Raw genomic sequence first — 21,265 nt, 5'->3', positions numbered from 1 at the left:
CAAGCGTTACAATATAACACTAATCCACCAGCGACCGCAGCACCGTCAGCGGCGCCACCTGCACCGTGCGGCGCATCAGCAGCAGGCCGGGCACGGCCAGCAACACCGCCGCCAGCGGGGGCAGCCACAACCACACCCAACCCAGGCTGTGGTAGGGAATATCCAGTAAGCCCATGTACAGCCCCGCGCATACGGCTTCGGCCCCGCTGAGCGCCAGCAGCGCCGCCAGTGCACCGATCAGCATAAGCTCGCTCGTCTGCGCACGGCGCAGCAGCGCCCGGCTGCCGCCCAGCGTGCGGATGATGGCCCCTTCGCGCAGCCGCTCCGGCAGCCCGGCCACCAACGACGCCAGCATCACCAGCAAGGCCGCCGCCAGCACAAACAGCAGAATCAGCTCCACCGCCAGCGTTACCTGCTGCAGCACGCCCTGAATCTGGCCGATCACCGCCTGCATATCCAGCAGCGTGATGCCCGGATAATCGCGGATCAGCTGCGTCAGCGTCGCCTGCTGGCCACCGGGTACGTAGAAACTGGTGAGGTACGCCGCCGGCACCTGCGCCAGCACATCGGCTGAAAACATCATGTAGAAGTTCGGCGTCATGGCGCCCCAGTCGACCTGACGCAAACTGCTGACCACTGCGCTGAAGGTCTGGCCTCCGGCACTGAAGGTCAGCTCGTCGCCCATGCGGATGCCCAGCCGCCTGGCCAGACGCACTTCCACCGACACCTGCCCCTGACCGCCGACGATGTCCGCCCAGTCGCCGTCGACCACCCGGTTGGAAGCCGGCAGTTCAGCGTCAGAGGTCAGCGCCAGATCGCGGTTAATGGCCGGGTCATCGGCAACCTTGAGGGTCTGCACGCTTTCCCCGTTAATGCTCAGCAAGCGTCCCGGCACCATAGGGTACAATTTTTCGTGCTGCAGCCCCGCCGCCTGCAGCGACTGGCGGAAGGCATCGCGTTCGTCATCCTGAATGCCCAACGCAAACACGTTCGGTGCTTTCTCCGGCAAACTCGCCTGCCAGTCGGCCAGCAGATCGGAACGCAGGCTGGCGATCACCAGCATCACCATAGCAGTGAGCGCGAAGGCCAGAATCTGCCCGGCACTCTGGCGGCTGTTGCGGCTGATGTGCTGCCAGGCAAAGCGCAGCGCCAATGGCAGTTCGCGCCGCGCCAGCCACTGACGGGCCAGACGGATCAGGCCGTGCAGCGCCGCCAGCATGAGCAACACCAGCACACTGCCGCCCAGCATCAGGCCAACCGACAACCATGGGTCCTGAGTGAAAGCCCACAGCAACAGGGTCAGCGCCGCCAGCGCCAGTGCGCTGATCAGCCAGCCCGACAGCGGCACCGGCTCGAGATCGCGGCGCAGCACCCGCAGCGGTGTTACCCGCGACAGCGGCAACAGATACGGCAGGGCAAAACCGAACAGGGTCAGCACACCGCTGCTGGCCCCCAGCCACCAGGCCGACAAGGCGGCCTCGGGCAATGTTTCCGGGATCAGGCCGGCCAGCGCCTGCAACAGAATGGCCTGTACCATGGCCGCCAGCAGCAGCCCCAGCGTGGTCGCCAGCAGCGCCAGCAACGCCAGCTGGGTGGTGTAAATGCGCAGCACCTGCTGGCGTGACAAACCGAAGGTGCGCATCAGCGCACTGATATCAAAATGGCGACTGGCGTAGCGGCGGGCACTGATGGCCACTGCCACACTGGCCAGCACCACCGCCAGCAGCGCGGCAATGCCCAGATAACGGCGGGCCCGGTCGAGGGTGCGCGCCACCGCCTGATTGCCGTCTTCCAGTGATTCGAAACGCTGATTGGCGTCCAGCTCGCGCAGGCTGCGCCATTCACTGAGCGCGGCTGCGTCACCGGCCACCAGCAGCCGCCAGTTTAAACGGCCGCCCATGCTGGTCAGACCGCTGGCCTGCGCGTCGTCCCAGTTCATCATCAGTCGGGGCGACAGACTGTAGAAATTGCCGCCGCGGTCGCTTTCTTCCACCACCACGCCGGTGATGCGCAGCGTCAGCGTCCCCACCTCCACCGGGTCGCCCGGCTGCGCATTCAGCAGGGCCAGCAAACGCGGTTCGACCCACACCTCGCCCGCGGCCGGGCCGTGTGTTATCGGTGCGGCAGCCGCCAGTGAGGTTTCGTCATTCTGTGCACTGATGCGCAGCACCGAGCGCAGCGGGTAGCCGGCGTCAACCGCTTTGATCGCCGCCAGCGTCATGTCGTCGCCGTGCAGCACCACCGAAGGGAAGGTCAGCGTACGCGCTGTTTTCAACCCCAGACGGGCCGCATCGGTCTGCCAGACATCATCAATGGGCGTTGTGGATTGCAGGCGCAGGTCGGCGCCCAGCATCTGATTGGAGCGTGCTTCCATGGCCAGCCCGAGACGCGAGCTGAACAGGGCAATGGCGGTGGTGGAGGTTACCGCCAGCAGCAGGGCGAGCAGAATCAGCGTCAGCTCGCCGGAGCGGGCTTCGCGCCATAAGAGCCTGGACGCCAGACGCAGGATCATGCCTGCTCCTCCACCCGGCCATCGCTCATGCGCAGACGCCGCCCGCAGCGGGCGGCGAGACGCTCGTCGTGGGTAACCAGTACCAGCGTGGTGCCCAGTTCCTGATTCAGCCGGAACAGCAGATCCTCAACCTGACGGCCGGTCTGGCTGTCGAGGTTGCCGGTGGGTTCGTCGGCAAACAGAATGCCCGGCTGACCGGCAAAAGCCCGCGCCAATGCCACCCGTTGCTGTTCACCACCCGACAGTTGCGACGGGTAATGATGCAGGCGCGCCGCCAGCCCCACCTCGCCCAGCAGGCGCACCGCCTCGGCACGGGCGTTTTTATCGGCGCGGATTTCCAGCGGCAGCATCACGTTCTCAACAGCGGTAAGCCCGGGCAGCAGCTGGAAATTCTGGAACACAAAACTGACGCCACGGGCGCGCACCGCGGCGCGCTGATCTTCGTCCAGCCCGGTCAGTTCGTCACCGAGCAGACGTACGGTGCCCGAGGTTGGCAGATCCAGACCGGCCATGATGCCAAGCAGGGTCGATTTGCCACTGCCGGAGGCGCCGACCAGTGCCACGGACTCACCGCTCTTGATATGAAGATCAACCCCCTTCAGGATGGTCAGCGGTTGTGAACCCGTATCCACGGTTTTGGTCAGTGCATTAATCGTCAGTGCGTTATCAGGAGATTCTGTCAGCATGCGTATCCGTTACCTGTTAGTCCTGCTGCTCGCCCTTCCGCTGTGGGTCAGGGCCGAGCCTGTGATTCTGGTGGTCGGTGACAGCATTAGTGCCGGATTTGGTATTCCGGTGCAACAAGGCTGGGTGGCTTTATTAGAACAGACTCTGCAACAGGACGTTCCGTCGCTGTCGGTGGTGAACGCCAGCATCAGTGGCGACACCACATCCGGCGGCCTGAACCGGCTGCCGGCATTACTGGCTGGCCATAAGCCGGCCCTGACCCTGATCGAACTGGGCGGTAACGATGGCCTGCGCGGTCAGCCATTGGCGCGCATACGCAACAATCTGCAGCGCATGATCACGCTTTGCCATGAGGCAGGCAGCGACGTCATCCTGCTCGGGATGCAGATTCCGCCCAACTACGGTCCGCGCTATACCGAAGGCTTCCGTGACCTGTATGGAGAAGCAGCAGCCGACGCCGGCACGCCGCTGCTGCCGTTTTTGTTGCAGGACATCGCCACCCGCCCGGCGCTGATGCAGGCCGATGGCATTCACCCGACCGCCGAAGCGCAGCCCATCATGACTCAGGCAGTATTGCCTCTGGTCATGAAATGGCTAAACGACCGTTGATTCTTCAGGCAGGGTGTCACCACCCTTCCTATACTGTTGGCCTGTAACGGCACCCGCAGGACGCGGGTCTGCAGGAGGCACACGCGGGATGAAGCTCAACCGGACCGATCTTCATAAGGACTGGATTCCCAGACTGGCGGCAGTGGTACTGGCCGGCCTGCTGGCGGTCTTTGCCTGGATCAGCTGGGAGAACGCCCGTGCTCACCTGTTCCGCCAGCTCGACAGCCTGCTCCCCGCCGACGTCATCAATACCCGCCTGATGCTCAATCAGGCCGACCATCAGCTCAGTGATCTGATCACTTCCGCCCGCGACAACCACAGCCCCTGGCTGGAATGGCTGACACGCCACCAGAACATCCGCAGCCAATACAGCCAGCTGGCCCTGTACGACGGCAACGGCGTGTGGATTGCCGGCACCCCGGACATCAGCGGCCATCTGGCCACACCACCGCAACTGAGCGTCGCCGACCGCCTGCTGCTGACCCAGACCAACGCCACGCGACTGGCGGCCACGACGGATATTCACGGTGCGTTTTATCTGTCGCCCTGCCGCCGCTTCCTGATGGCCGGCACCGAACGTTTTATGTGCCTGCTGATCTCGAGCGCCAGCGACACCCTGCAATGGCAGCAGGACATCACCGGGGCGGTCATTGGATCGCGGCTGGTGCGCGCCGACGGTCTGCTGTTGATGGCGTCGCCGCTGTCGATCCATTACCAGCGCGCACTGGGCAATATTCTGTCGCCGCAGCTGATGCAACTGCTGCAGCAACCCAAAGGCGAGCTGGTGCACTTCTTTAACGTCATGGGCGTGGATTTTCAGCGCCGTCTTGGGGTTTCCCGCTACGACCCGCAGACCGGGCTCTATCACGTGCTGTCGGTACCGCTGTCATCGCTGGTGCGCAACTGGCTCGGTGAAGCGAAATGGCTGTTTCTGCTGTGGCTGATCAGCAGCGCGATTGTCTGGTATCTGCTGACGCAACGGGTGACACCACCGGCGCCTGCAGAACCCCTTGCCGCCGACGACGCCCTGCCCGCCCCCGGCGACAACAACCTGATGGCACTGATCCGTGGCGCGGTTTACCGCCTGCACCTGCCGGAACACAGACTCGAATGGCTGCAGACCGGAGGACAGGATATTTTTCCGGCGGATTTTTCTGACCGCCCGGCACTGCACAGCCTGCTCGAATTAATTCACGCCGACGATCAGCAGCAATACCTGCACAGCCTCGACCAGCTGCACACGATGAACGACAGCTACGAAGTGATTTACCGTATCGATACCCGCCTGCACGAGCAACGCTGGCTGATGGACCGCGGCAAAGTCATTCAGCAGGGACCTGCAGGAAAACTGATTGAAGGCCTGCTGATCGACATTACCGAACACGTGCTGGCGCAACAGCATGTGGAATATCTGGCCACGCGTGATCCGCTGACCGAACTAATGAACCGTTATTTTTTCAACGACGAACTGATTAACGTCATTGAGTTACAGCGTCAGACGCAGGGCAATATGGCCCTGCTGTTCATTGATCTCGACCGCTTTAAAACCGTGAACGATTCGCTGGGCCATCAGGTCGGTGACCGCATGCTCAAGCTGGTTGCCGACCGCTTGCGGCATCTGGTCGGCAAGGACGATAAAGTCGCGCGCCTTGGCGGCGATGAATTTATTGTACTGATGATGAATCCGGAAAACCGCGCCGCCATCGAAGCCATGGCCGACAGCATTCTGCACAATTTAAGCACCACTTATCAGCTCGATTATTACCGTCTGACCACCACCTGCAGCATCGGCATTACCCTGTGCCCGGACGACTCAGAAGAGTCTTATATTCTGCTGCGCAACGCCGATACCGCCATGTACAACGCCAAAGCGCGTGGCGGCAATTGCTTCCAGTTTTATACCGAAGAAATGAACCAGCAGGTGAGCACACGCCTGACGCTGGAAAGCGAATTACGCCGCGCCATTAAGAGCCAGGAATTTTCCCTGCATTACCAGCCGCAGGTCAGCGCCTGTGACAATCGCCTGCTGGGGGCCGAAGCCCTGATCCGCTGGGACCACCCGACCGCCGGCATTGTGTCACCGGCGGATTTTATTCCGATTGCGGAAGAAACTGGGCTGATCCGCGAAATCGGCGATTGGGCCTTAATGGAAGCCTGCCGTACGTTTAAGCGCATTAACGATGAACACCAGAGCCAGCTCAAGGTGGCGGTGAACGTATCTGTGCGCCAGCTCGATGATGCCTTTGTGCGGCGCGTGCGCGAAATTCTGCATCAGACAGGTTTATCCGCGGAGTTTCTGGAACTGGAAATTACCGAAAGTCTGCTGATGGATAACGTCAAAGAAAATATCCGTATTCTCGACGCCATCAGTCAGCTGGGTGTGCACTTTGCGATGGACGACTTCGGCACCGGTTATTCGTCGCTGAGTTACCTGAAACAATTTCCGATCAGCAAACTGAAAATTGACCGCGCCTTCGTCAACGACATTAACGTCGACCCCGAAGACGAGGCCATTGTGCGGGCCATTATCGCCATGGCCAAAACCCTGCATCTGGAACTGGTGGCCGAAGGTGTCGAAAACCATCAGCAGCTGGCCATGCTGCAGGCACTGGAGTGCGACTGTTATCAGGGTTATTACTTCAGCCGGCCGCTGCCACTTGCGAAATTCCGCGAATTACTGAACAGCACAGCCGCTGCCCGGCGCGCCGATTTACATTAAAGCCCAGCGACGTAAGGCTTAACGCACGGTCGCCCCTGCTGTACGAGCCTGCCCGCAGGCACCGGCCGTGACCTTCGCTGGCGCCGGCGCTACACTGGCTTCTCATCTGCCCGTCGCCGTCCACCCGTCACCCTCCACCATCCGCCCGAGGAAACCACCATGTCCGATGTCACGCTGAATTTTGTCGCCGATATTGCTCAGCAAGCCGGTCACATCATTGCCGACCTGCGCGACCGGCTGGATATTTCGTTCAAGGGCGATACCGAGCTGGTGACACAGGCCGATATCGCGGCCGATACCGCCATCCGCCAACGCATTCAGGAAGCCTTTCCGGCGCACAGCATTCTGTCGGAAGAATTAGCACCGGACGCCGACACCAACGCCGAACACCTGTGGGTGATCGATCCGATCGACGGCACGGTGAACTACGCCCACCAGCATCCTCAGGTGGCGGTTTCCATCGCCTACTACGAACGCGGTGAAGCCAGACTGGCGGTGGTATTTAATCCGTTTCTGCACGAAACCTTCAGCGCCGAAGCCGGGCATGGCGCCTGGCTGAACGGCCAGCCGATCCGCTGTTCAGAAACCCGCGACCTGCGCCGGGCGATTGTTGCGACCGGCTTTCCGTATCACAAAAATACCGTGCCGCTGCTGATGAAGCGGGTGCAGAACGTGCTGAGTGAATGTGCGGATATCCGCCGGCTGGGGTCTGCGGCGCTGGATATTTGCTGGGTGGCCTGCGGCCGTCTGGACGCCTATTACGAAACCGTAAAACCCTGGGATTTTGCCGCCGCCCAGCTGATTGCCCGCGAAGCCGGTGCACGTTTCGGCCACTTTACGCCGGTACCGGCGGGCAAGAATCCACAGTTGTGGGGTGAGGATATTCTGCTGGCCAATAGGGCGCTGTACGACGCCCTGCAGCAGTTGCTCAATAAGGACTGATCACTCCGACGCCAGCAGCTTCAGAGCCGCTGGCAGACGTTTGATTTCCGCCTCGGAGAAATGACGCTGGCGGTAAGCCTCCAGCAGCTGATTACGCTCCGTTTCCCCCAGCCCCTTCAGAGCCAGCGATTCGGAATATTGCTGATACTCACGCAGTCGCTGATGCCATGCCTGCTGACGCTGATCTGCCTCGGCCAGACGACCGGCCGCTTCGGCACCAAACTTCTGCACCCGCCACGCCTGAACATCCGCATCACCACCGCCCGCGGCACGGATCGACTGCTCTTCATTGCGCAGGGTATCCAGGGTGCGGGCACCTTCCCGCAGCTGGCGCAGCGACGGTGGCAGCGTGTCTTCCAACGCCGCCAGTTCGGCGTTGCTGGCGCCCTGACGCGTCAGCTGAATGCGCTGCAGCGTGTAATCATCCAGCGCTTCGTCATCATTGAAAAAGGCCAGCACCACATCGGGTTGCAGCCACTCACGACGCAGACGTTTCTGCCAGTCGAGGCGCGCGGCCATGGCGTCAAAATCGGCACCGGACAAACGCCGCTGGGCATCTTCATCGTACTGCCCCAGCGCCGTTAAATACCCCAGATAATCTTCCAGCAAATCGATGGCCTGATTCTGGCCGGGCTGCGGCAGACGTTCCATTTCCTGATGCATGGCCGCTACCAGATCCGCCAGCGGCACTTCGCCCTGCGCAGACAGGTAAAAATCCAGCCAGCGGCGCAGCCCCATATCGACAATCAGTTCACCGTTAACATGGGTGCGCAGACTGCCATCCACCGTAGCACCACGGAAGGTGCGCAATTCAGTGAGATCCAGACGAGTCTGGGCTGCCTGGCCCTCAGAAACAGAACCGGCCGGCACAGGGCCGGCCGGAGGCAACGCGGTGTCCGATGTCATGACCGCTACCGAAGGCTCCGATAACCAGCCTGCCACCCAGATGGCGATGGCAAGGACGGTCAGCAGCAGCGCTCCGTGCAGCGGCTTCATGATCAGAGCCCTGCTTTCTTCAGACGGTTAGCGTGGGTACGCAGCACCGTCAGCGGATCGGTATCAAACAGGTCATGAATACCCAGCGACTGGTTGATCTCATCAAGGTGATTCATGGCAAAGTCATTGCGGATCACCATACCCAGACCCGCTGCACAGGCACCGACGAAACCATCGTTGGCCACGCCGGACGGGAAGAAGGCTGAGAAGGTGGCTGTGACGAACTCGAGCGGGTCGAGCACGTTGGTCACCGGCTTGGCACCGGCCCAGGAGTAATAACGCACGCCATTCGCGGTGTAAGCGCCCTCACCGCAGGCCGTTGCTGGCAGGCCGCCCGGGTGCGCAGCGTTGAAGGTCTGTGCCGCTTCGGTGGTCATGGAGCCGACAGAGGCCATCACATCCAGTTCATCGCCGGCGCCGGAGGCAAAGTCGATGACTTTCGACAGCGTGCCGATCGCCGCTTCAAACGCGACACCAAAGGTGGCGGAATCTTCTGACCATTCCATCAGAGTGTCGGCCACCGGAGTGCCTTTGTTTACACCAGAAATGGAGGTTACTGACGCCACCAGATCCGGACGCACAGAGGCCACGTAACGGGTGGTCGGGCCACCGTGACTGTGGCCGATCAGATTCACTTTTTTAGCGCCGGTGATGGCCAGGATCTGTTCCACCTGTTCCAGCAGCTGCTCGCCGCGATATTCCGGGTAATTGGTGTTGGACACAGTGGCGGTAAATACCTGCGCACCGTCGGCTTCAAGGGTTTCGGCGACCTTGTACCAGTAATCGATCCCAAGAATGGAATCGAAACCAAGGAAGCCGTGTACCAGCACAATCGGGTACTGAGTTTCGGTATAACCGGTATCGGCGCTTGCCGACATTGCATTGACCTGAGCGGTTGAAAACAGAGTCGCCAGCGCGGCGGTGGCTAACAGTTTTTTCATCGTGACTGACCTTATTATTGTTGTTTTGGTGAGCGCAGAAATACGAAATCGCTTTCAGCCGCGCAGAGTCTTTTTATGTGCGCGACCAGTGTAGGGAATCAGGCTGCTGACTGTAGGACTGTGCGGGTCAGGTTGGAGCCGGATGGTCGAAGACCAAACGGGCCAAACAGCGGCAGCCGACGGAGTAACAGAAGCGCCGGAGGCAGGCTGCCTCCGGCAAACGTACTTAAAGGCCGGTCAGTTTGAGGCGGTTCGCATGGGTACGGAACACAGTCAGCGGATCGGTTTCGGTCAGGTCATGCAGGCCCAGAAACTGATTCACTTCATCCAGATGGTTCATGCGGAAATCATCGCGGATCACCATACCCAGATGCGCCGCACAAGAACCGACAAAACCATCGTGTGCCACACCCGACGGGAAGAACTGACCGAAGGCAATGGTGATCAGGTCGGTCGGGTCGAGCACGTTGGTGGTCGGATCGGCACCGGCCCAGGAATAATAATGCACGCCATTGGCCTGGTATGCGCCTTCGCCGCAGGCCGTAGCCGGAATGCCACCCGGATGCTGCGCGTTAAAAATATCGCCGTTGGCGGTGGTCATGGATTCAATCGCCACCATGGCATTAACGCCATCGTAATTGGCGCCGGATATGACGTTCAGCACCTGCGCTGCGGTATTCACCAGCGTGCCAAATACGGCATCAAAGGCGGCAGAATCGTCCGACAGTTCCATTAATTTATCGGCAATCGGCGTGCCTTTGTTAACGCCGGAAATGGACGTCACCGACGCCACCAGATCGGGACGCACAGACGCTACATAACGGGTGGTCGGGCCGCCGTGACTGTGGCCGATCAGGTTCACTTTTTCGGCACCGGTAACGGCCAGAATATCTTCAATCTGCGGGATTAAAACCTCGCCACGGATTTCCGGCGTGCTGGCATTCGGCACCGTCACAACGAACACACTGGCACCGTCTTTTTCCAGAGTTTCGACCACCTTGTACCAGTAATCGACGCCCAGCAGAGAATCAAAGCCGAGAAAGCCATGCACCAGCACGATCGGGTATTTGGTTTCGGTATAGCCAGTGGCCGGGGAGGCCGACATGGCCACGACTTGGGTGGACATCAGCGTCAGTGCAAACGCCACAAGGGAGAGAATTTTCTTCATGAACAGGTCCTGATTTTTGTTTTTGTAAGGACGCAGTAATGCTCAGCTCCGCTTCCGTTTTCGACGAGCGGCCTAAGTGTAGGAGGCACACAGATCGCTGCCACCACACAACGTGCCAGCGCAGTCGCAGACGAAGGCAGCCAGATGAGACTCCATGCGACAGACTTTGTGCGCACAGGACAGACTGTGTAACTCAGATAAAGGTCGCGTTTATTCAGCCGCGTTCAACGCCACAAATACGGCGTCAAAAAATCGAAAGAGCCACCATTATTAGTCCCAACGCTTGGCATTGATGGATTAATAAAAATTGAAATAAAAATAAAAGCAGCGAAAATTCCGGGCATAAAAAAAGCGGCCATAAAGCCGCCTTTTTTTACACCGATGCGATCAGTTCCAGAGCGAGTTGTGCTGCTCGTGAATACTGCGCGCCTCCACCAGAATGCGTTGCACGATCTCATCGACCGGCGCGATGTCGTTGATCAGTCCCTGTGTCTGACCGATAAACTGCACACCCTTGTTCAGGTCACCATCAATGGTAGCGGCCTTCAGGCGCGGCACGCTGGCACCGAAGTACGCCAGCAGCAGCACTTTATCCAGCATGGCCAGCATACCGAGCATGATTTTCCACACCGGCTGCTTAACAATGCGCGCAGCTTTCATCGCTTCCCAGCACGCCATGACGATGTTCATTGGCCGGCGGGTTTCTTTGACCGAACGCGGCGTTTTCATGACCCGTGCCCACAAGCCGTCGAAATTTTTGGAGTAAATGGTGTCCTGCTCGGTGCGGTCAATCACCGCTTGCTTGGTGTTCTGGTGCAGCGGACTTTCGGCACTGGTGGCAAAGCGCGAGCCCATAGCGACGGCATCGGCGCCCAGCGACAGCGCCGCCAGCAGACCACGACCGTCGGCGAAGCCGCCGGTGGCAATCACAGGAATACTCACTTTCGAGGCGATGGCAGGAATCAGCACCAGCGAGGTCACGTCACCGCCGTGGGCGGCCGCTTCATGGCCGGTGACCAGCAGCGCATCGGCACCAATGGATTGCGCAGACAGCGCATGCTTTTCCGACACCACGGTTGCAATGACTTTGCCGCCGTACTCGTGGGCACGCTTGACCAGCCAGTCACCCTTGCCGAGCGAGAAGTTAATCACAGGTACTTGCTCGTCCAGTGCAACGTCGGCGTTTTCTTTGGCGCCGGGCATCAGCAGAGTCACGCCAATGCCGAACGGTTTGTCCGTCAGTTCGCGAATTCGGCGAATAGCAGAACGGGTGTCTTCCGGTGTCAGCGGGCCGCTGGCCAGAATGCCCAGACCACCGGCGTTGGAAACGGCCGCCACCAGCTCAGGCGTGGAAATCCAGCTCATGCCGGGCAGCACCAGCGGGTAACGGATACCCAGCAATTCGGTAATTCTCGTCTTCATAGCGTGTCCGTAAATTCACAGGCCGCTCATAGTAACGACTGACCCGGCTGAAAACGAGCAGGAAGGTGTAACGGCGTTGAAAAGCGCTCAGCGCATGGGCGGCATAACGCCCGGCGGTGGCGGCATCACACCACCCGCTGGCGGTTGCATTCCCGGTGGTGGCTGCATGCCGGATGGCGGCGGGTTCTGATGGACGAAATCCATAAACTGCTGACGGCGCTGTTCGGGCGTCATATCGCGCAGGCGTTCCAGATGTTCTTCCCGCTCAAGCTTGCGTACCACCTGCTCGCCGCCCTGCAGGTTCTGCAGCGCCTGATAGAACTGATCCAGCGCCTGACGTTGCTCCGGGCGGGCGTTATCCCACTCCAGCTGCCAGGACGGATGCACAGGATCCATGATGTCCGGGCGCACGTCCGGCTCAGCAAACGCCGATGCAGCAAAGAGGCTGACTAACCAGAAAAAGTGACGCATACAGAACCCACAGAACCTTGTTCCCAAAGTTTAAACATGTCGGACAATTTAACACAGTTGCCGCAGGTAAACGCCGGGTAAATATCAACCAGCCTGAATAGGACTCATTCGCAAGGTAAGCGAATACTTACCTCCAGACCGCCCTGCGGGTGATTCTGCAACCGCAGCGAGCCCTTGTGATGCAGCACCACACGGTTGGCAATCGCCAGCCCCAGACCAAAGCCGCGATGCCCCTTGCCCAGACTGTCGAGGCTGCGTTCGCGGGCCTGCTCGTTGCGCACGAACGGCCGCAGCAGATCTTCGAGCATGGCCTCCGGCACGCCCGGACCATGGTCGCGGATGCGGATATGACAGAAATCGTCGGCGCGGCTGAGCTCCACCTCCACCGGCGTGCCCGGCCGGGTGTGCAGCAGGGCGTTGCGCACCACGTTTTCACAGGCCGAGAGCAGCAGTCGGCCGTCGCCCAGCACATGACAGTCGCGGGCGGCGGCCAGAATCACCTGACTGTCGGGATGTTCAAAACGTGCATCGGTGACCACCTGCTGCAGTACGTCGCGGCACGACACCAGACTCCAGCTGGCGTTATCGTCCAGGGTTTCGAGCCGGGCCATGTCGAGCAGGTCGCCGATCAGTTCGTTCAGGCGCTGATTTTCCAGTTCGATGCGGTCGAGATATTCCACCTGCTCGTCCGCCGCATCCAGACGGGCCAGTTCAAGCGCCACCGCCGACCTCGCCAGTGGCGAACGCAGTTCATGGGACACATCACGCAGCAGCTGGCGCTGGTCGGAAATCAGACGCTCAAGACGGGCCGCCATGTCGGCAAACTCGCGGCTCAGCTCGCCGATTTCGTCGCGCCGTAGCAGCACATCATCAGCGATGCGCACCGGCCAGTGGCCGTGAGCAAACGCCCGCACACTGGTGCGCAGCGACAGCAGTGGCCGGCTCAGGTAACGCGCCAGCACCAGGCCCCACAATGCAAACAGCACCAGTGAGGCAAGAAAGCCCCAGCCCAGATAGGTCGGCAGATTGAACACCGCCAGCGGATGCAGGAATTCGACAACCAAAAGGTAAATACGGCCTTCGTGGTTCTGAATCGGCGCCTTCACCAGAATTTCACTCTGCCCCAGCGGATTCACCCGGGCCTGATACGAATCGGAGGCAAAGGCGTAGGTGCGGACATCGTCCGGCACGTCGGACAGCAGGCTGATGCCCTGATCATCAAAGACGTAGGCATTCACACTCGGATGACGCTCGAAGGTCATCAGCCACTCGAGCAGTAAAGGTTCGCCGCCGCGCTGCAGAATGAGTTCCGCCGCCGAAATATAACCACCGGTAGGCGCGATCAGGTTGACGGAGTCGTTCGACCACTGGCGGTAGTAAACCGCCAGCAGCAGAGTAACGAGGGTGGCCACCAGACTGGTGACCATAAAAGCGAGGTATATCCGTATAAAAATGCCGCGCACGTTACATCCACAAGCCTTGTTTGATGAGTGCCGGCAACGGCTTAGGCGGCACCCTGTTCCGGTGTGTACATGTACCCGACACCACGCACGGTACGGATACGCTGTTCACCACTGCGGTTTGGCCCCAGCTTTTTACGCAGGTTGCTCAGGTGCATATCCAGACTGCGGTCGAACATGGTCAGTGAGCGTTGCAATGATTGCTGTGCCAGCCGGTTTTTCTCGACCACTTTACCCGCTTCACGGGCCAGTACGCTGAGAATATTGAATTCGGTGACGGTTAAATCGAGCGGTACACCGTCGCGCAGCACCCGGTGCTGATCGAGATCGATCTGCAGTTCGTCGAGCGCCATGCTGGCATCGGCCACCGAACCTGAATGACCTCGACGCAAAACCGAGCGCAGACGCGCAGACAGCTCGCGTGGGTTGCAGGGTTTGGGCAGGTAGTCGTCGGCGCCGAATTCCAGACCGCGGATACGGTCCATTTCATCGCCTTTGGCGGTCAGCATCAGGATCGGCAGATCGCTGCGCTGACGAATGGCGCGCAGAATCTCGATACCGTCACCGCCGGGTAACATGATATCGAGAATCACCGCCTGATATTTTCCGGACAGTGCTTCTTCCAGCCCTTCGGCCGCGGTATGCACTGTGGTTACGCGGAACAGCTCGCGTTCGAGATAGCGGCGCAGCAGCGCGCACAGTTCCTGATCATCATCAATTAACAGCAGATTCATAATTTACCCCCCGCTATCCGATGCAGTTTCAGAGAAAAAGTGCTGCTCTTTCAAGCGACTGATACGTTCTTTACAAATGTAAAGACTCAGTACAGCCTCCCGCTCAATCGTCGCGTTTGTGGGTATCGACAAAGACCAGCGCGTCGCGCACCGCATCGGTTACGGCCTTGTGCGTCGAGATCAGCTCATCGGGCGTCATGTAGAACGCCATATCGACTTCGTAGCGGATGTAGCGGGCCGGCAGGCGGTTCAGCGCCACACAGGCCACGTCAGCCATGTAATCGACATGCGCCGGTGGATTGCGGCCAGCCACGGTGCGCAGAATTTCTTCGGCCACCAGCTGTTCGAAGTAGTTACGAATATGATTGGAAATGCTCATGCTGTCCCTCCTGCCACTGCAATTGAGCATAGCACTCCGGTAATTTCCTGCTTAACTTAGGGGAACCCTATTCAGTGCAGGAATGCCGTATGAAGCTGGTCAGTGACCTGATGACCCGTGAATTGTTAACCCTGACGCCCAGCCAGACGCTGGCCGATGCCGAGCAGGCCATGGGGCAACATCAGATCCGCCATATTCCGGTGGTCAACGACGATGGCACGCTGGCCGGACTGCTCAGCCAGAAAGAATTTCTGACTCAGGCGTTCCGCATTACCGATAAATTCGGCGCGCATAATTTGCAGAGCTATCTGGCAAAAACGCCACTCAGTCAGTGCATGAACGCCACCCCGACCACAGTCGCGCAGAACATGCCGCTGGTCGACGCCGGCCGCCATCTGCGTCAGGGTCGCCATGGCTGCCTGCTGGTCACCGACGACCAACAGCAGCTGATCGGTTTGCTGACGTCGCAGGACTTTGTCCGCCTTGCGGTTTTACTGCTGGAAAAAGAGGGTTAATTCTCTGACCGCTTTCCACAGACGTGGAATCTGCCAATAAAAAAAGCCGCGTTAACGCGGCTTTTTTTATTGCTTTTTATCCACCGCCATCATGGGTATCGCGCCCGGATTTGTTCGATCTTTTCCTGCCGTTTATGCAACACCGCCACCACCGCCGCATCGAGCTCATTGGCGTCGGCCATCGAGCTCATCACCGATAATGTTTTCTCCAGCGTCCAGGGCTCTTTGTAGCTGCGGGCACTGAGTAACGCATCGAGAATATCGGCCACGGCAATGATTCTGGCTTCCACCGGCACCTCCTGCTGGGTGCAGCCCAGATAACCGGTGCCATTCAGTTTTTCATGATGGAATTGCACGATATTGCGCAGCATGTCGGCATATTCCATCTCGCCCAGTGAAAAATGCCGGATGGCCTGGTCCACGATATCGCGCCCCACCGACACGTGTTTTTTCATGGTTTCAAATTCATCGGCGGTCAGCGGACCGGGCTTGTGCAGAATGCTGTCGGAAATCGCGATTTTGCCAATATCGTGCAAGGGGGCGAATAACGTGAGGTACTCAACAAAGGCGTCACTTAAATGCCACTCACTCTGCAGCTCGCGGGCGAGCAGGCGTGCGTAGGCGGCCATGCGCCGTACGTGCGATTCGGTTTCTACCGAACGACGGCCGGACACATCGGTGGCGAAGTGCACCAGCGCCTGCATGCGCTGCACTGCCTCCTGTTCATGCGCCAGTTGCTGGCCAACCAGATGCGCCCACAGATTGCAGTAGGTCGCTTTGGGGGCGTCGAAATAATTCAGACTGGCCGAGTTCAGAAACAGAAAGCCTTTCAGGCTGTTTTCGTGAATCAGCGGCATCGTAAAGCTGGAACGATAGCCCTGCTCCAGCAAGGCACGGGTATGCACCGACATCACCTGCGACCGGAAGCAGCGCATGTCGTCCACCACACGCAGTGTCGCGCCGGAGGCGATGCGCTGCAGTGAGGGCACATCCGCCAGCTGCACCGAATAGCCCAGCAGCGGCGAGCTGTCGTCACTCTCATAAATAAAGGTCGACAGCAGATCGGTTTCGGAATCGTAGAGCGCCATGGCAAACCGCTGGATGCCATCGAACTGCTCGCGCAGCACGCGATACAGGTGCTCGAGACGTTCAAGAAAATGCATCGGGCGGCCCAGCGCCCGATAGGGGTCCTGCAGTTCTGCTGCTTCCAGCATACGTATCCCCTGTTACTGATGAGACTCTAAGTATTGGCAGTGATCGGCCAATGCGCCAGTGCCGCCCCGTCCGGACAGGCCACACAGACTAACGGACGCATCGCGCAGGGCCCATGACGCATATCAATGCGGCCGGAACAGTGGCGGCATAGCCTGACAAGAGAACAAAACAAGGGAAGGTCACTATGAATCTCAGCCACATCCGACAGCAGTTGCAGGATCGGAAAACTCTGCTGGAAGCCCGCGCCGACAAAACCGAGCGCGATGCCAGCCACCGCGACGAAGCGGTCTCCGCCGACTTCGCCGAGCAGGCGACCGAGCGTGAAAACGATGACGTGCTGCGCACCATTGCACTGGAGTCGAAACACGAAATTGATCAGATCAATCTGGCGCTGGCGCGCATCGAGGCCGGTACCTACGGTGCCTGCAGCGAATGCGGTGCGGCCATCGGTGAACAGCGACTGGCGGCCGTGCCTTACAGCAGTCTGTGCCTGAGCTGCGCGGCGGCGCAGGAATAAAGGCGTTTTACCCGGGGGCTCAGCGCTCCCCGGCTTCCGGATCGCGCCCACGCTCCAGCTGGGCACGTTCGGCATCGAGCGCCACGGTCAGCAGGCGGTCCAGTTTCTTTTCCAGCTGCTCCATACGCGCTTCCATCTTCGCCAGCTGATCGGCGTGTTCACGTTCTTTGTTGAACAGATCCTCTTCTTCCTGCTGCATAAAAAACGCAGAAAAACTGGCGGTGAGCATAGAGAACAAACCAATGCCCATCAGGATCAGGAACGCACCGAATAAACGGCCAACGTTCGAGCCCGGCACAATATCGCCGTAACCCACAGTCGTTACCGTAACCCACGCCCACCAGATGCCGTCCAGCGGTGTTTCCACATTCGGATCAATCACTGCCATCAGCGTACCGGCCAGAATAATGATGATGAAACTCACCATCAGCGTCGGCCCTAAATGATTGCGACCCATGATTTTCTGGAAGCTGCCCGACATATTCATCAGCAGCGTGAACATGGCCAGCAATCGCAACGCCCGTAAGCCACCGGCGTACGGCAGGTATTCCCACAGCAGCGGCATGCCCGCCACCACGATCACCAGATTGCTCCAGTTAGTGCGCAAATAGCGGCCTTTATCGTCCACCAGCGAGGTCAGAATCAGGGTTTCGGTGAGGAAGAAAATCCACAGCAGCCAGTCGGTAACGTAGGCATAAACGAAGGGTTTTCCGGCCCGGGCTTCCAGATACCATTCGAACAGAATCCAGAATGCGATCACGATCATGGGCCATTCGAAATAGCGGCCTACACGACGGGCGCGCGCATTTTCGCTGGTGTCGACACCCGATAAGCCGACGACGCTGGACAAGGAAAGAATCATGAAAAGGCCGGTATCCTCAGTTTTTGTAAGCTTAAACCAGGATACGGCCTTTGGGCAGGCTCAGAGCCTGTGAACAATAATGGAATCGGGTCTGGCTCAGAAACGCGGTTCAACCACGACCTGACTGGCCACCGAATTGGCAATAAAACAATGCTGATGCGCTTTTTCGTGCATGACCCGCACAGCCTCTTCGTCGGGCTGTTTATCGCCCTCGAAAACGGCTTTGGGCGACAGGGTAATCACAGGCACCCAGAATTTACCGTCGTCGCGCTGGGCGATTTCGGCGGCTGCCGTATCCTCGTACGAGGCCACGATTAACCGCTTTTTAGCGGCCAGCGCCAGAAAGGTCTGCATATGACAGCTCGATACGGCGGCGGCCAGCATTTGTTCCGGGTCGGCGCCAAATTCATTGCCGGCGCCACCGGCGGGAATTGTCACATCGGGTTTAAACGCCAGCTCATGACGAACCTCGTAACCCTCGTGGGAAAACGCACCCTGCTTCACCCAACGGGTGTGAATAATGTGTTCTGACATGACTATTCCTGAATCATTTTACGCAGCGTAAAAGCGCCGCGCAGGTCGCCTACGTTAAAGCCACGTGCTTTATCGGCGGGATAAAGCTCAGCCAGTTTTGCTTCTACCGCAGGCGCTACCTCAGCACCGTGACATGCCACGCACAGACCTGCGGTCGGAATGGCTTTCATATAACGGAATTCGCCACCAGTGACCTGAGTGGCTTCCATCATCGCCGGATCTTCACCGGCCTTGATGCGCGCCGAGAAATCGTTCAGCACCTGAGTTTCCCACGCATCCGGGGCGTTGTCCGGATTACGGATTTTTAACGCGGTGCGCCCGACCTGCCAGCCATTCAGGCTGAGACCCGTGGCAATGGCCGGCGCTTCGGTATTGCACACCGCAATTGCCGCCACCGGACCGTCTTTTTCGATACTGCCCTTAAGCTCACCCATTAAGGCCTGAGCAAAGGCTTTTACCTGACCGCGGGCTTCCATGGTCAACGCCTGCTGATCCGCCGCCAGTGCGGACACAGACGCCATCAATAAGGTCGCTGCAATTGCCGGTTTCATCACGCGCTCCTCAACGGTAAACGGACGGATCCACTTCCACTTTATGAACAGAGCCTTTCCAGCCATCAAAACCACCGACCAGCATTTTTACGCCGTCAAAACCCATGCGCTTCAGCGTGTGTGCTGCCAGCGTGCTGCGGCCACCATTTTTGCAGTACAGCAGAATGGCAGTGTCTTTATTGGTCAGCGCCGGATGATCACCGACGCGGAATTCGAGCACACCGCGCGGCACATTCACGGCGCCCGGCAGATGGCCCATATCGAATTCTGCCGGTTCACGCACATCCAGCACCACCGCACCGGCGGCCAGCAGAGCCTCAGCGGCGGCGGCATCCACAGGCTGTACCGAGGCACGGGCTTCGGCCAGCAGATCGTCTTTTGTCATTGCCATGATGCATTGCTCCTGAAAAACATTACCGTATAAGCATACAGAAATTACCTGACTCTGCCACCCGCTACGTCAGCGCAACCACCAGCCGGCGCACACCAGCATCAGCGGCCAGGCCACATAGGGACTGAACGCCAGACGCCAGACCAGCATCACAGGCACATAGCCCACGCCATGCACGAAGCCTGCGCTGATGCCCAGCAAACACAGCGACAGCAGACCGTGATCAATGCTCATGGTGTCGGTTGCCACGACGTGCGGCACCGCCAACAGCAGACCAGACAGCCCCAGCGCCGCCAGCAGTGACAGCGCCCGGGCCCAGCCCGCATACAGCGGGCCGTAAGCTTTGTAATCAACCGGAGACGTCATGATCAATCTTTCAGATCGGCGTCGCGGTCGAAGTTTTCGTTCATCTCAAGCCACATGGCGTTGATCAGACCGAAGGAGCAGGCGAGCAACACCCCTAAAATCCACGCGAAATACCACATAACAAATCCTCCGTATCAGTAGGTGCTGTACTTGTTGTCTTCGATGAAATCCGTGGTCAGACGACCGCGCATTTTGTAGTAGCCCCACGCGGTGTACGACAACACGATCGGCACGAAAATCATGGCCACCCAGAACATAATGCCCAGGGTTTTATGACTGGACACCACATCCCACACGGTCAGGCTGTCCGACGGATTCAGGCTCGACGGCATGATGAACGGAAACAGACTGAACCCCGCGGTCAGAATAATACCGGCCACCGCCAGTGAACTGGCCACGAACGCCAGCGCGCCCCGGTTGGCCAGCGACATCAGCACGGTCAGTGCCAGACCGGCAAACGCCACCACAGGTGCCAGCATCATCAGCGGGTATTTGCTGTAATTCGCCAGCCAGGCGCCGGACTGAATTTCGACGCTTTTATCCAGAGGTGTCATAACGCCGCCGACGTCCACGCTCTGGGTAATCACATAACCGTCGACGCCCATCCACAGCCAGATACCCGCTACGGCAAACAGCACAGCAACCGCCACCGCCAGAAGCGCAGACACCTGACGGGCACGTTCGTGCAACGCTCCGGCGGTGCGCATTTGCAGGTAAGTACCACCGTGCATACACAGCATCAGCAGACTCACCAGACCCGCCACCAGCGCAAACGGATTCAGCAGCGCCCAGAACGAACCTGTGTAGGTGGAGCGCATAAATTCGTCGATTTCGAACGGCACGCCCAACAGCAGGTTGCCAAAGGCCACACCGAACACCAGCGCCGGCACGGCACCACCAATGGTCAGACCCCAGTCCCACAGGCTGCGCCAGCGGTCGTCCTCTATTTTGGAGCGGTATTCAAAGCCCACCGGACGGAAAAACAGGGCGAACAGCACCAGCAGCAGTGCCCAGTAAAAACCGGAAAAGGCGACGGCGTAGACCACAGGCCAGGCGGCGAAAATCGCACCGCCGGCGGTAATAAACCACACCTGATTACCGTCCCAGTGCGGGCCTACGGTATTGAGCATCACGCGCCGCTCACTGTCGGTACGGGCGATGACTTTCAGCAGCGCCGTGACGCCCATATCGAAGCCGTCGGTGACCGCGAAACCGATCAGCAGCACGCCGATCAGCACCCACCAGATTAATTTCAGAATTTCGTAATCCATGTT

General features: G+C 59.3%; 23 protein-coding genes. 5 read left to right on the top strand and 18 right to left on the bottom strand.

The window, feature by feature from the left end; genetic code table 11:
- Positions 1–19: 19 nt before the first annotated feature.
- Complete coding sequence (locus ACQUQU_RS00375; RefSeq protein WP_430461271.1) at positions 20–2,512, bottom strand: ABC transporter permease; 2,493 nt, start codon at positions 2,510–2,512, stop codon at positions 20–22.
- Positions 2,509–3,198: an ABC transporter ATP-binding protein gene (locus tag ACQUQU_RS00370; RefSeq protein ID WP_430461270.1), complete on the bottom strand. Its 690-nt coding sequence runs from the start codon at positions 3,196–3,198 to the stop codon at positions 2,509–2,511. Before ACQUQU_RS00370 ends, ACQUQU_RS00375 begins: the two co-directional genes overlap by 4 nt.
- On the opposite strand from ACQUQU_RS00370, the gene ACQUQU_RS00365 reads away from it, so the two are divergent.
- The 3 genes from ACQUQU_RS00365 (at position 3,197) to ACQUQU_RS00355 (ending at position 7,469) form a co-directional block, all read left to right on the top strand.
- Positions 3,197–3,808 carry an arylesterase gene (locus tag ACQUQU_RS00365; protein WP_430461269.1) on the top strand — a complete coding sequence of 204 codons (612 nt, stop codon included), beginning with the start codon at positions 3,197–3,199 and terminating at the stop codon, positions 3,806–3,808. The two genes, ACQUQU_RS00370 and ACQUQU_RS00365, sit on opposite strands and share 2 nt — an antisense overlap.
- 88 nt (positions 3,809–3,896) lie before the next feature.
- On the top strand, positions 3,897–6,527 hold the full coding sequence (locus ACQUQU_RS00360; protein WP_430461268.1) for a putative bifunctional diguanylate cyclase/phosphodiesterase: 2,631 nt from the start codon (positions 3,897–3,899) through the stop codon (positions 6,525–6,527).
- Positions 6,528–6,686: 159 nt separating this feature from the next.
- Positions 6,687–7,469, top strand: coding sequence for an inositol monophosphatase family protein (locus ACQUQU_RS00355; RefSeq protein ID WP_430461267.1), 783 nt, complete (start codon positions 6,687–6,689; stop codon positions 7,467–7,469).
- Here the strand turns inward: ACQUQU_RS00355 and ACQUQU_RS00350 are convergent, their stop codons facing one another.
- The 8 genes from ACQUQU_RS00350 to ACQUQU_RS00315 all read right to left on the bottom strand — a co-directional run bounded on the left by ACQUQU_RS00350 (position 7,470) and on the right by ACQUQU_RS00315 (position 15,040).
- Positions 7,470–8,465 carry a lipase secretion chaperone gene (locus ACQUQU_RS00350; protein ID WP_430461266.1) on the bottom strand — a complete coding sequence of 332 codons (996 nt, stop codon included), beginning with the start codon at positions 8,463–8,465 and terminating at the stop codon, positions 7,470–7,472.
- Positions 8,466–8,467: 2 nt separating this feature from the next.
- The gene (locus tag ACQUQU_RS00345; RefSeq protein ID WP_430461265.1) at positions 8,468–9,406 is read right to left on the bottom strand and encodes an esterase/lipase family protein; all 939 of its coding nucleotides are present in this window, start codon (positions 9,404–9,406) and stop codon (positions 8,468–8,470) included.
- A 226-nt stretch (positions 9,407–9,632) separates the two neighbouring features.
- On the bottom strand, positions 9,633–10,574 hold the full coding sequence (locus tag ACQUQU_RS00340; protein ID WP_430461264.1) for a lipase family alpha/beta hydrolase: 942 nt from the start codon (positions 10,572–10,574) through the stop codon (positions 9,633–9,635).
- 387 nt (positions 10,575–10,961) lie between these two features.
- Positions 10,962–11,996: an NAD(P)H-dependent flavin oxidoreductase gene (locus ACQUQU_RS00335; RefSeq protein WP_430461263.1), complete on the bottom strand. Its 1,035-nt coding sequence runs from the start codon at positions 11,994–11,996 to the stop codon at positions 10,962–10,964.
- Positions 11,997–12,083: 87 nt separating this feature from the next.
- Positions 12,084–12,467, bottom strand: coding sequence for a hypothetical protein (locus ACQUQU_RS00330; protein WP_430461262.1), 384 nt, complete (start codon positions 12,465–12,467; stop codon positions 12,084–12,086).
- 104 nt (positions 12,468–12,571) lie between these two features.
- Positions 12,572–13,894 carry a HAMP domain-containing sensor histidine kinase gene (locus ACQUQU_RS00325; RefSeq protein WP_430461261.1) on the bottom strand — a complete coding sequence of 441 codons (1,323 nt, stop codon included), beginning with the start codon at positions 13,892–13,894 and terminating at the stop codon, positions 12,572–12,574.
- A 77-nt stretch (positions 13,895–13,971) separates the two neighbouring features.
- A complete protein-coding gene (locus ACQUQU_RS00320) occupies positions 13,972–14,661 on the bottom strand; it encodes a response regulator transcription factor (RefSeq protein WP_430461260.1) in 690 nt (229 codons plus the stop codon).
- Between the two features lie 103 nt (positions 14,662–14,764).
- Positions 14,765–15,040: a late competence development ComFB family protein gene (locus ACQUQU_RS00315; protein ID WP_430461259.1), complete on the bottom strand. Its 276-nt coding sequence runs from the start codon at positions 15,038–15,040 to the stop codon at positions 14,765–14,767.
- Between the two features lie 89 nt (positions 15,041–15,129).
- Between ACQUQU_RS00315 and ACQUQU_RS00310 the strand changes: the two genes are divergently transcribed.
- Positions 15,130–15,555 carry a CBS domain-containing protein gene (locus ACQUQU_RS00310; RefSeq protein WP_430461258.1) on the top strand — a complete coding sequence of 142 codons (426 nt, stop codon included), beginning with the start codon at positions 15,130–15,132 and terminating at the stop codon, positions 15,553–15,555.
- Between the two features lie 89 nt (positions 15,556–15,644).
- Here ACQUQU_RS00310 and ACQUQU_RS00305 read toward each other — a convergent pair whose 3' ends face one another.
- A complete protein-coding gene (locus tag ACQUQU_RS00305; RefSeq protein WP_430461257.1) occupies positions 15,645–16,769 on the bottom strand; it encodes an HD-GYP domain-containing protein in 1,125 nt (374 codons plus the stop codon).
- 185 nt (positions 16,770–16,954) lie between these two features.
- Between ACQUQU_RS00305 and ACQUQU_RS00300 the strand changes: the two genes are divergently transcribed.
- Positions 16,955–17,287, top strand: a complete 333-nt coding sequence (locus ACQUQU_RS00300; protein ID WP_430461256.1) for a TraR/DksA family transcriptional regulator — start codon at positions 16,955–16,957, stop codon at positions 17,285–17,287.
- A gap of 19 nt (positions 17,288–17,306) precedes the next feature.
- Here ACQUQU_RS00300 and ACQUQU_RS00295 read toward each other — a convergent pair whose 3' ends face one another.
- The 7 genes from ACQUQU_RS00295 to cydB form a co-directional block, all read right to left on the bottom strand.
- Positions 17,307–18,149: an ion channel gene (locus ACQUQU_RS00295; protein WP_430461255.1), complete on the bottom strand. Its 843-nt coding sequence runs from the start codon at positions 18,147–18,149 to the stop codon at positions 17,307–17,309.
- Positions 18,150–18,245: 96 nt separating this feature from the next.
- Positions 18,246–18,683, bottom strand: a complete 438-nt coding sequence (locus ACQUQU_RS00290) for an OsmC family protein (protein WP_430461254.1) — start codon at positions 18,681–18,683, stop codon at positions 18,246–18,248.
- Positions 18,684–18,685: 2 nt separating this feature from the next.
- Entirely contained in the window at positions 18,686–19,234 is a 549-nt protein-coding gene (locus tag ACQUQU_RS00285; protein ID WP_430461253.1) for a Tll0287-like domain-containing protein, read from the bottom strand.
- Positions 19,235–19,244: 10 nt separating this feature from the next.
- Complete coding sequence (locus ACQUQU_RS00280) at positions 19,245–19,625, bottom strand: rhodanese-like domain-containing protein (protein WP_430461252.1); 381 nt, start codon at positions 19,623–19,625, stop codon at positions 19,245–19,247.
- A 69-nt stretch (positions 19,626–19,694) separates the two neighbouring features.
- Positions 19,695–19,991 carry a cyd operon YbgE family protein gene (locus tag ACQUQU_RS00275; RefSeq protein ID WP_430461251.1) on the bottom strand — a complete coding sequence of 99 codons (297 nt, stop codon included), beginning with the start codon at positions 19,989–19,991 and terminating at the stop codon, positions 19,695–19,697.
- A gap of 2 nt (positions 19,992–19,993) precedes the next feature.
- Positions 19,994–20,110 carry a cytochrome bd-I oxidase subunit CydX gene (gene cydX, locus ACQUQU_RS00270; RefSeq protein WP_430461250.1) on the bottom strand — a complete coding sequence of 39 codons (117 nt, stop codon included), beginning with the start codon at positions 20,108–20,110 and terminating at the stop codon, positions 19,994–19,996.
- 15 nt (positions 20,111–20,125) lie between these two features.
- Complete coding sequence (cydB, locus tag ACQUQU_RS00265) at positions 20,126–21,262, bottom strand: cytochrome d ubiquinol oxidase subunit II (protein WP_430461249.1); 1,137 nt, start codon at positions 21,260–21,262, stop codon at positions 20,126–20,128.
- Positions 21,263–21,265: the final 3 nt, after the last annotated feature.

This window comes from Thalassolituus sp. LLYu03, assembly GCF_050507655.1.
Taxonomy (GTDB): domain Bacteria; phylum Pseudomonadota; class Gammaproteobacteria; order Pseudomonadales; family Oceanobacteraceae; genus Venatoribacter.
The sequence above is the reverse complement of the archived record's forward strand: the minus strand, read 5'-3'. Positions and strand labels throughout refer to the sequence as shown.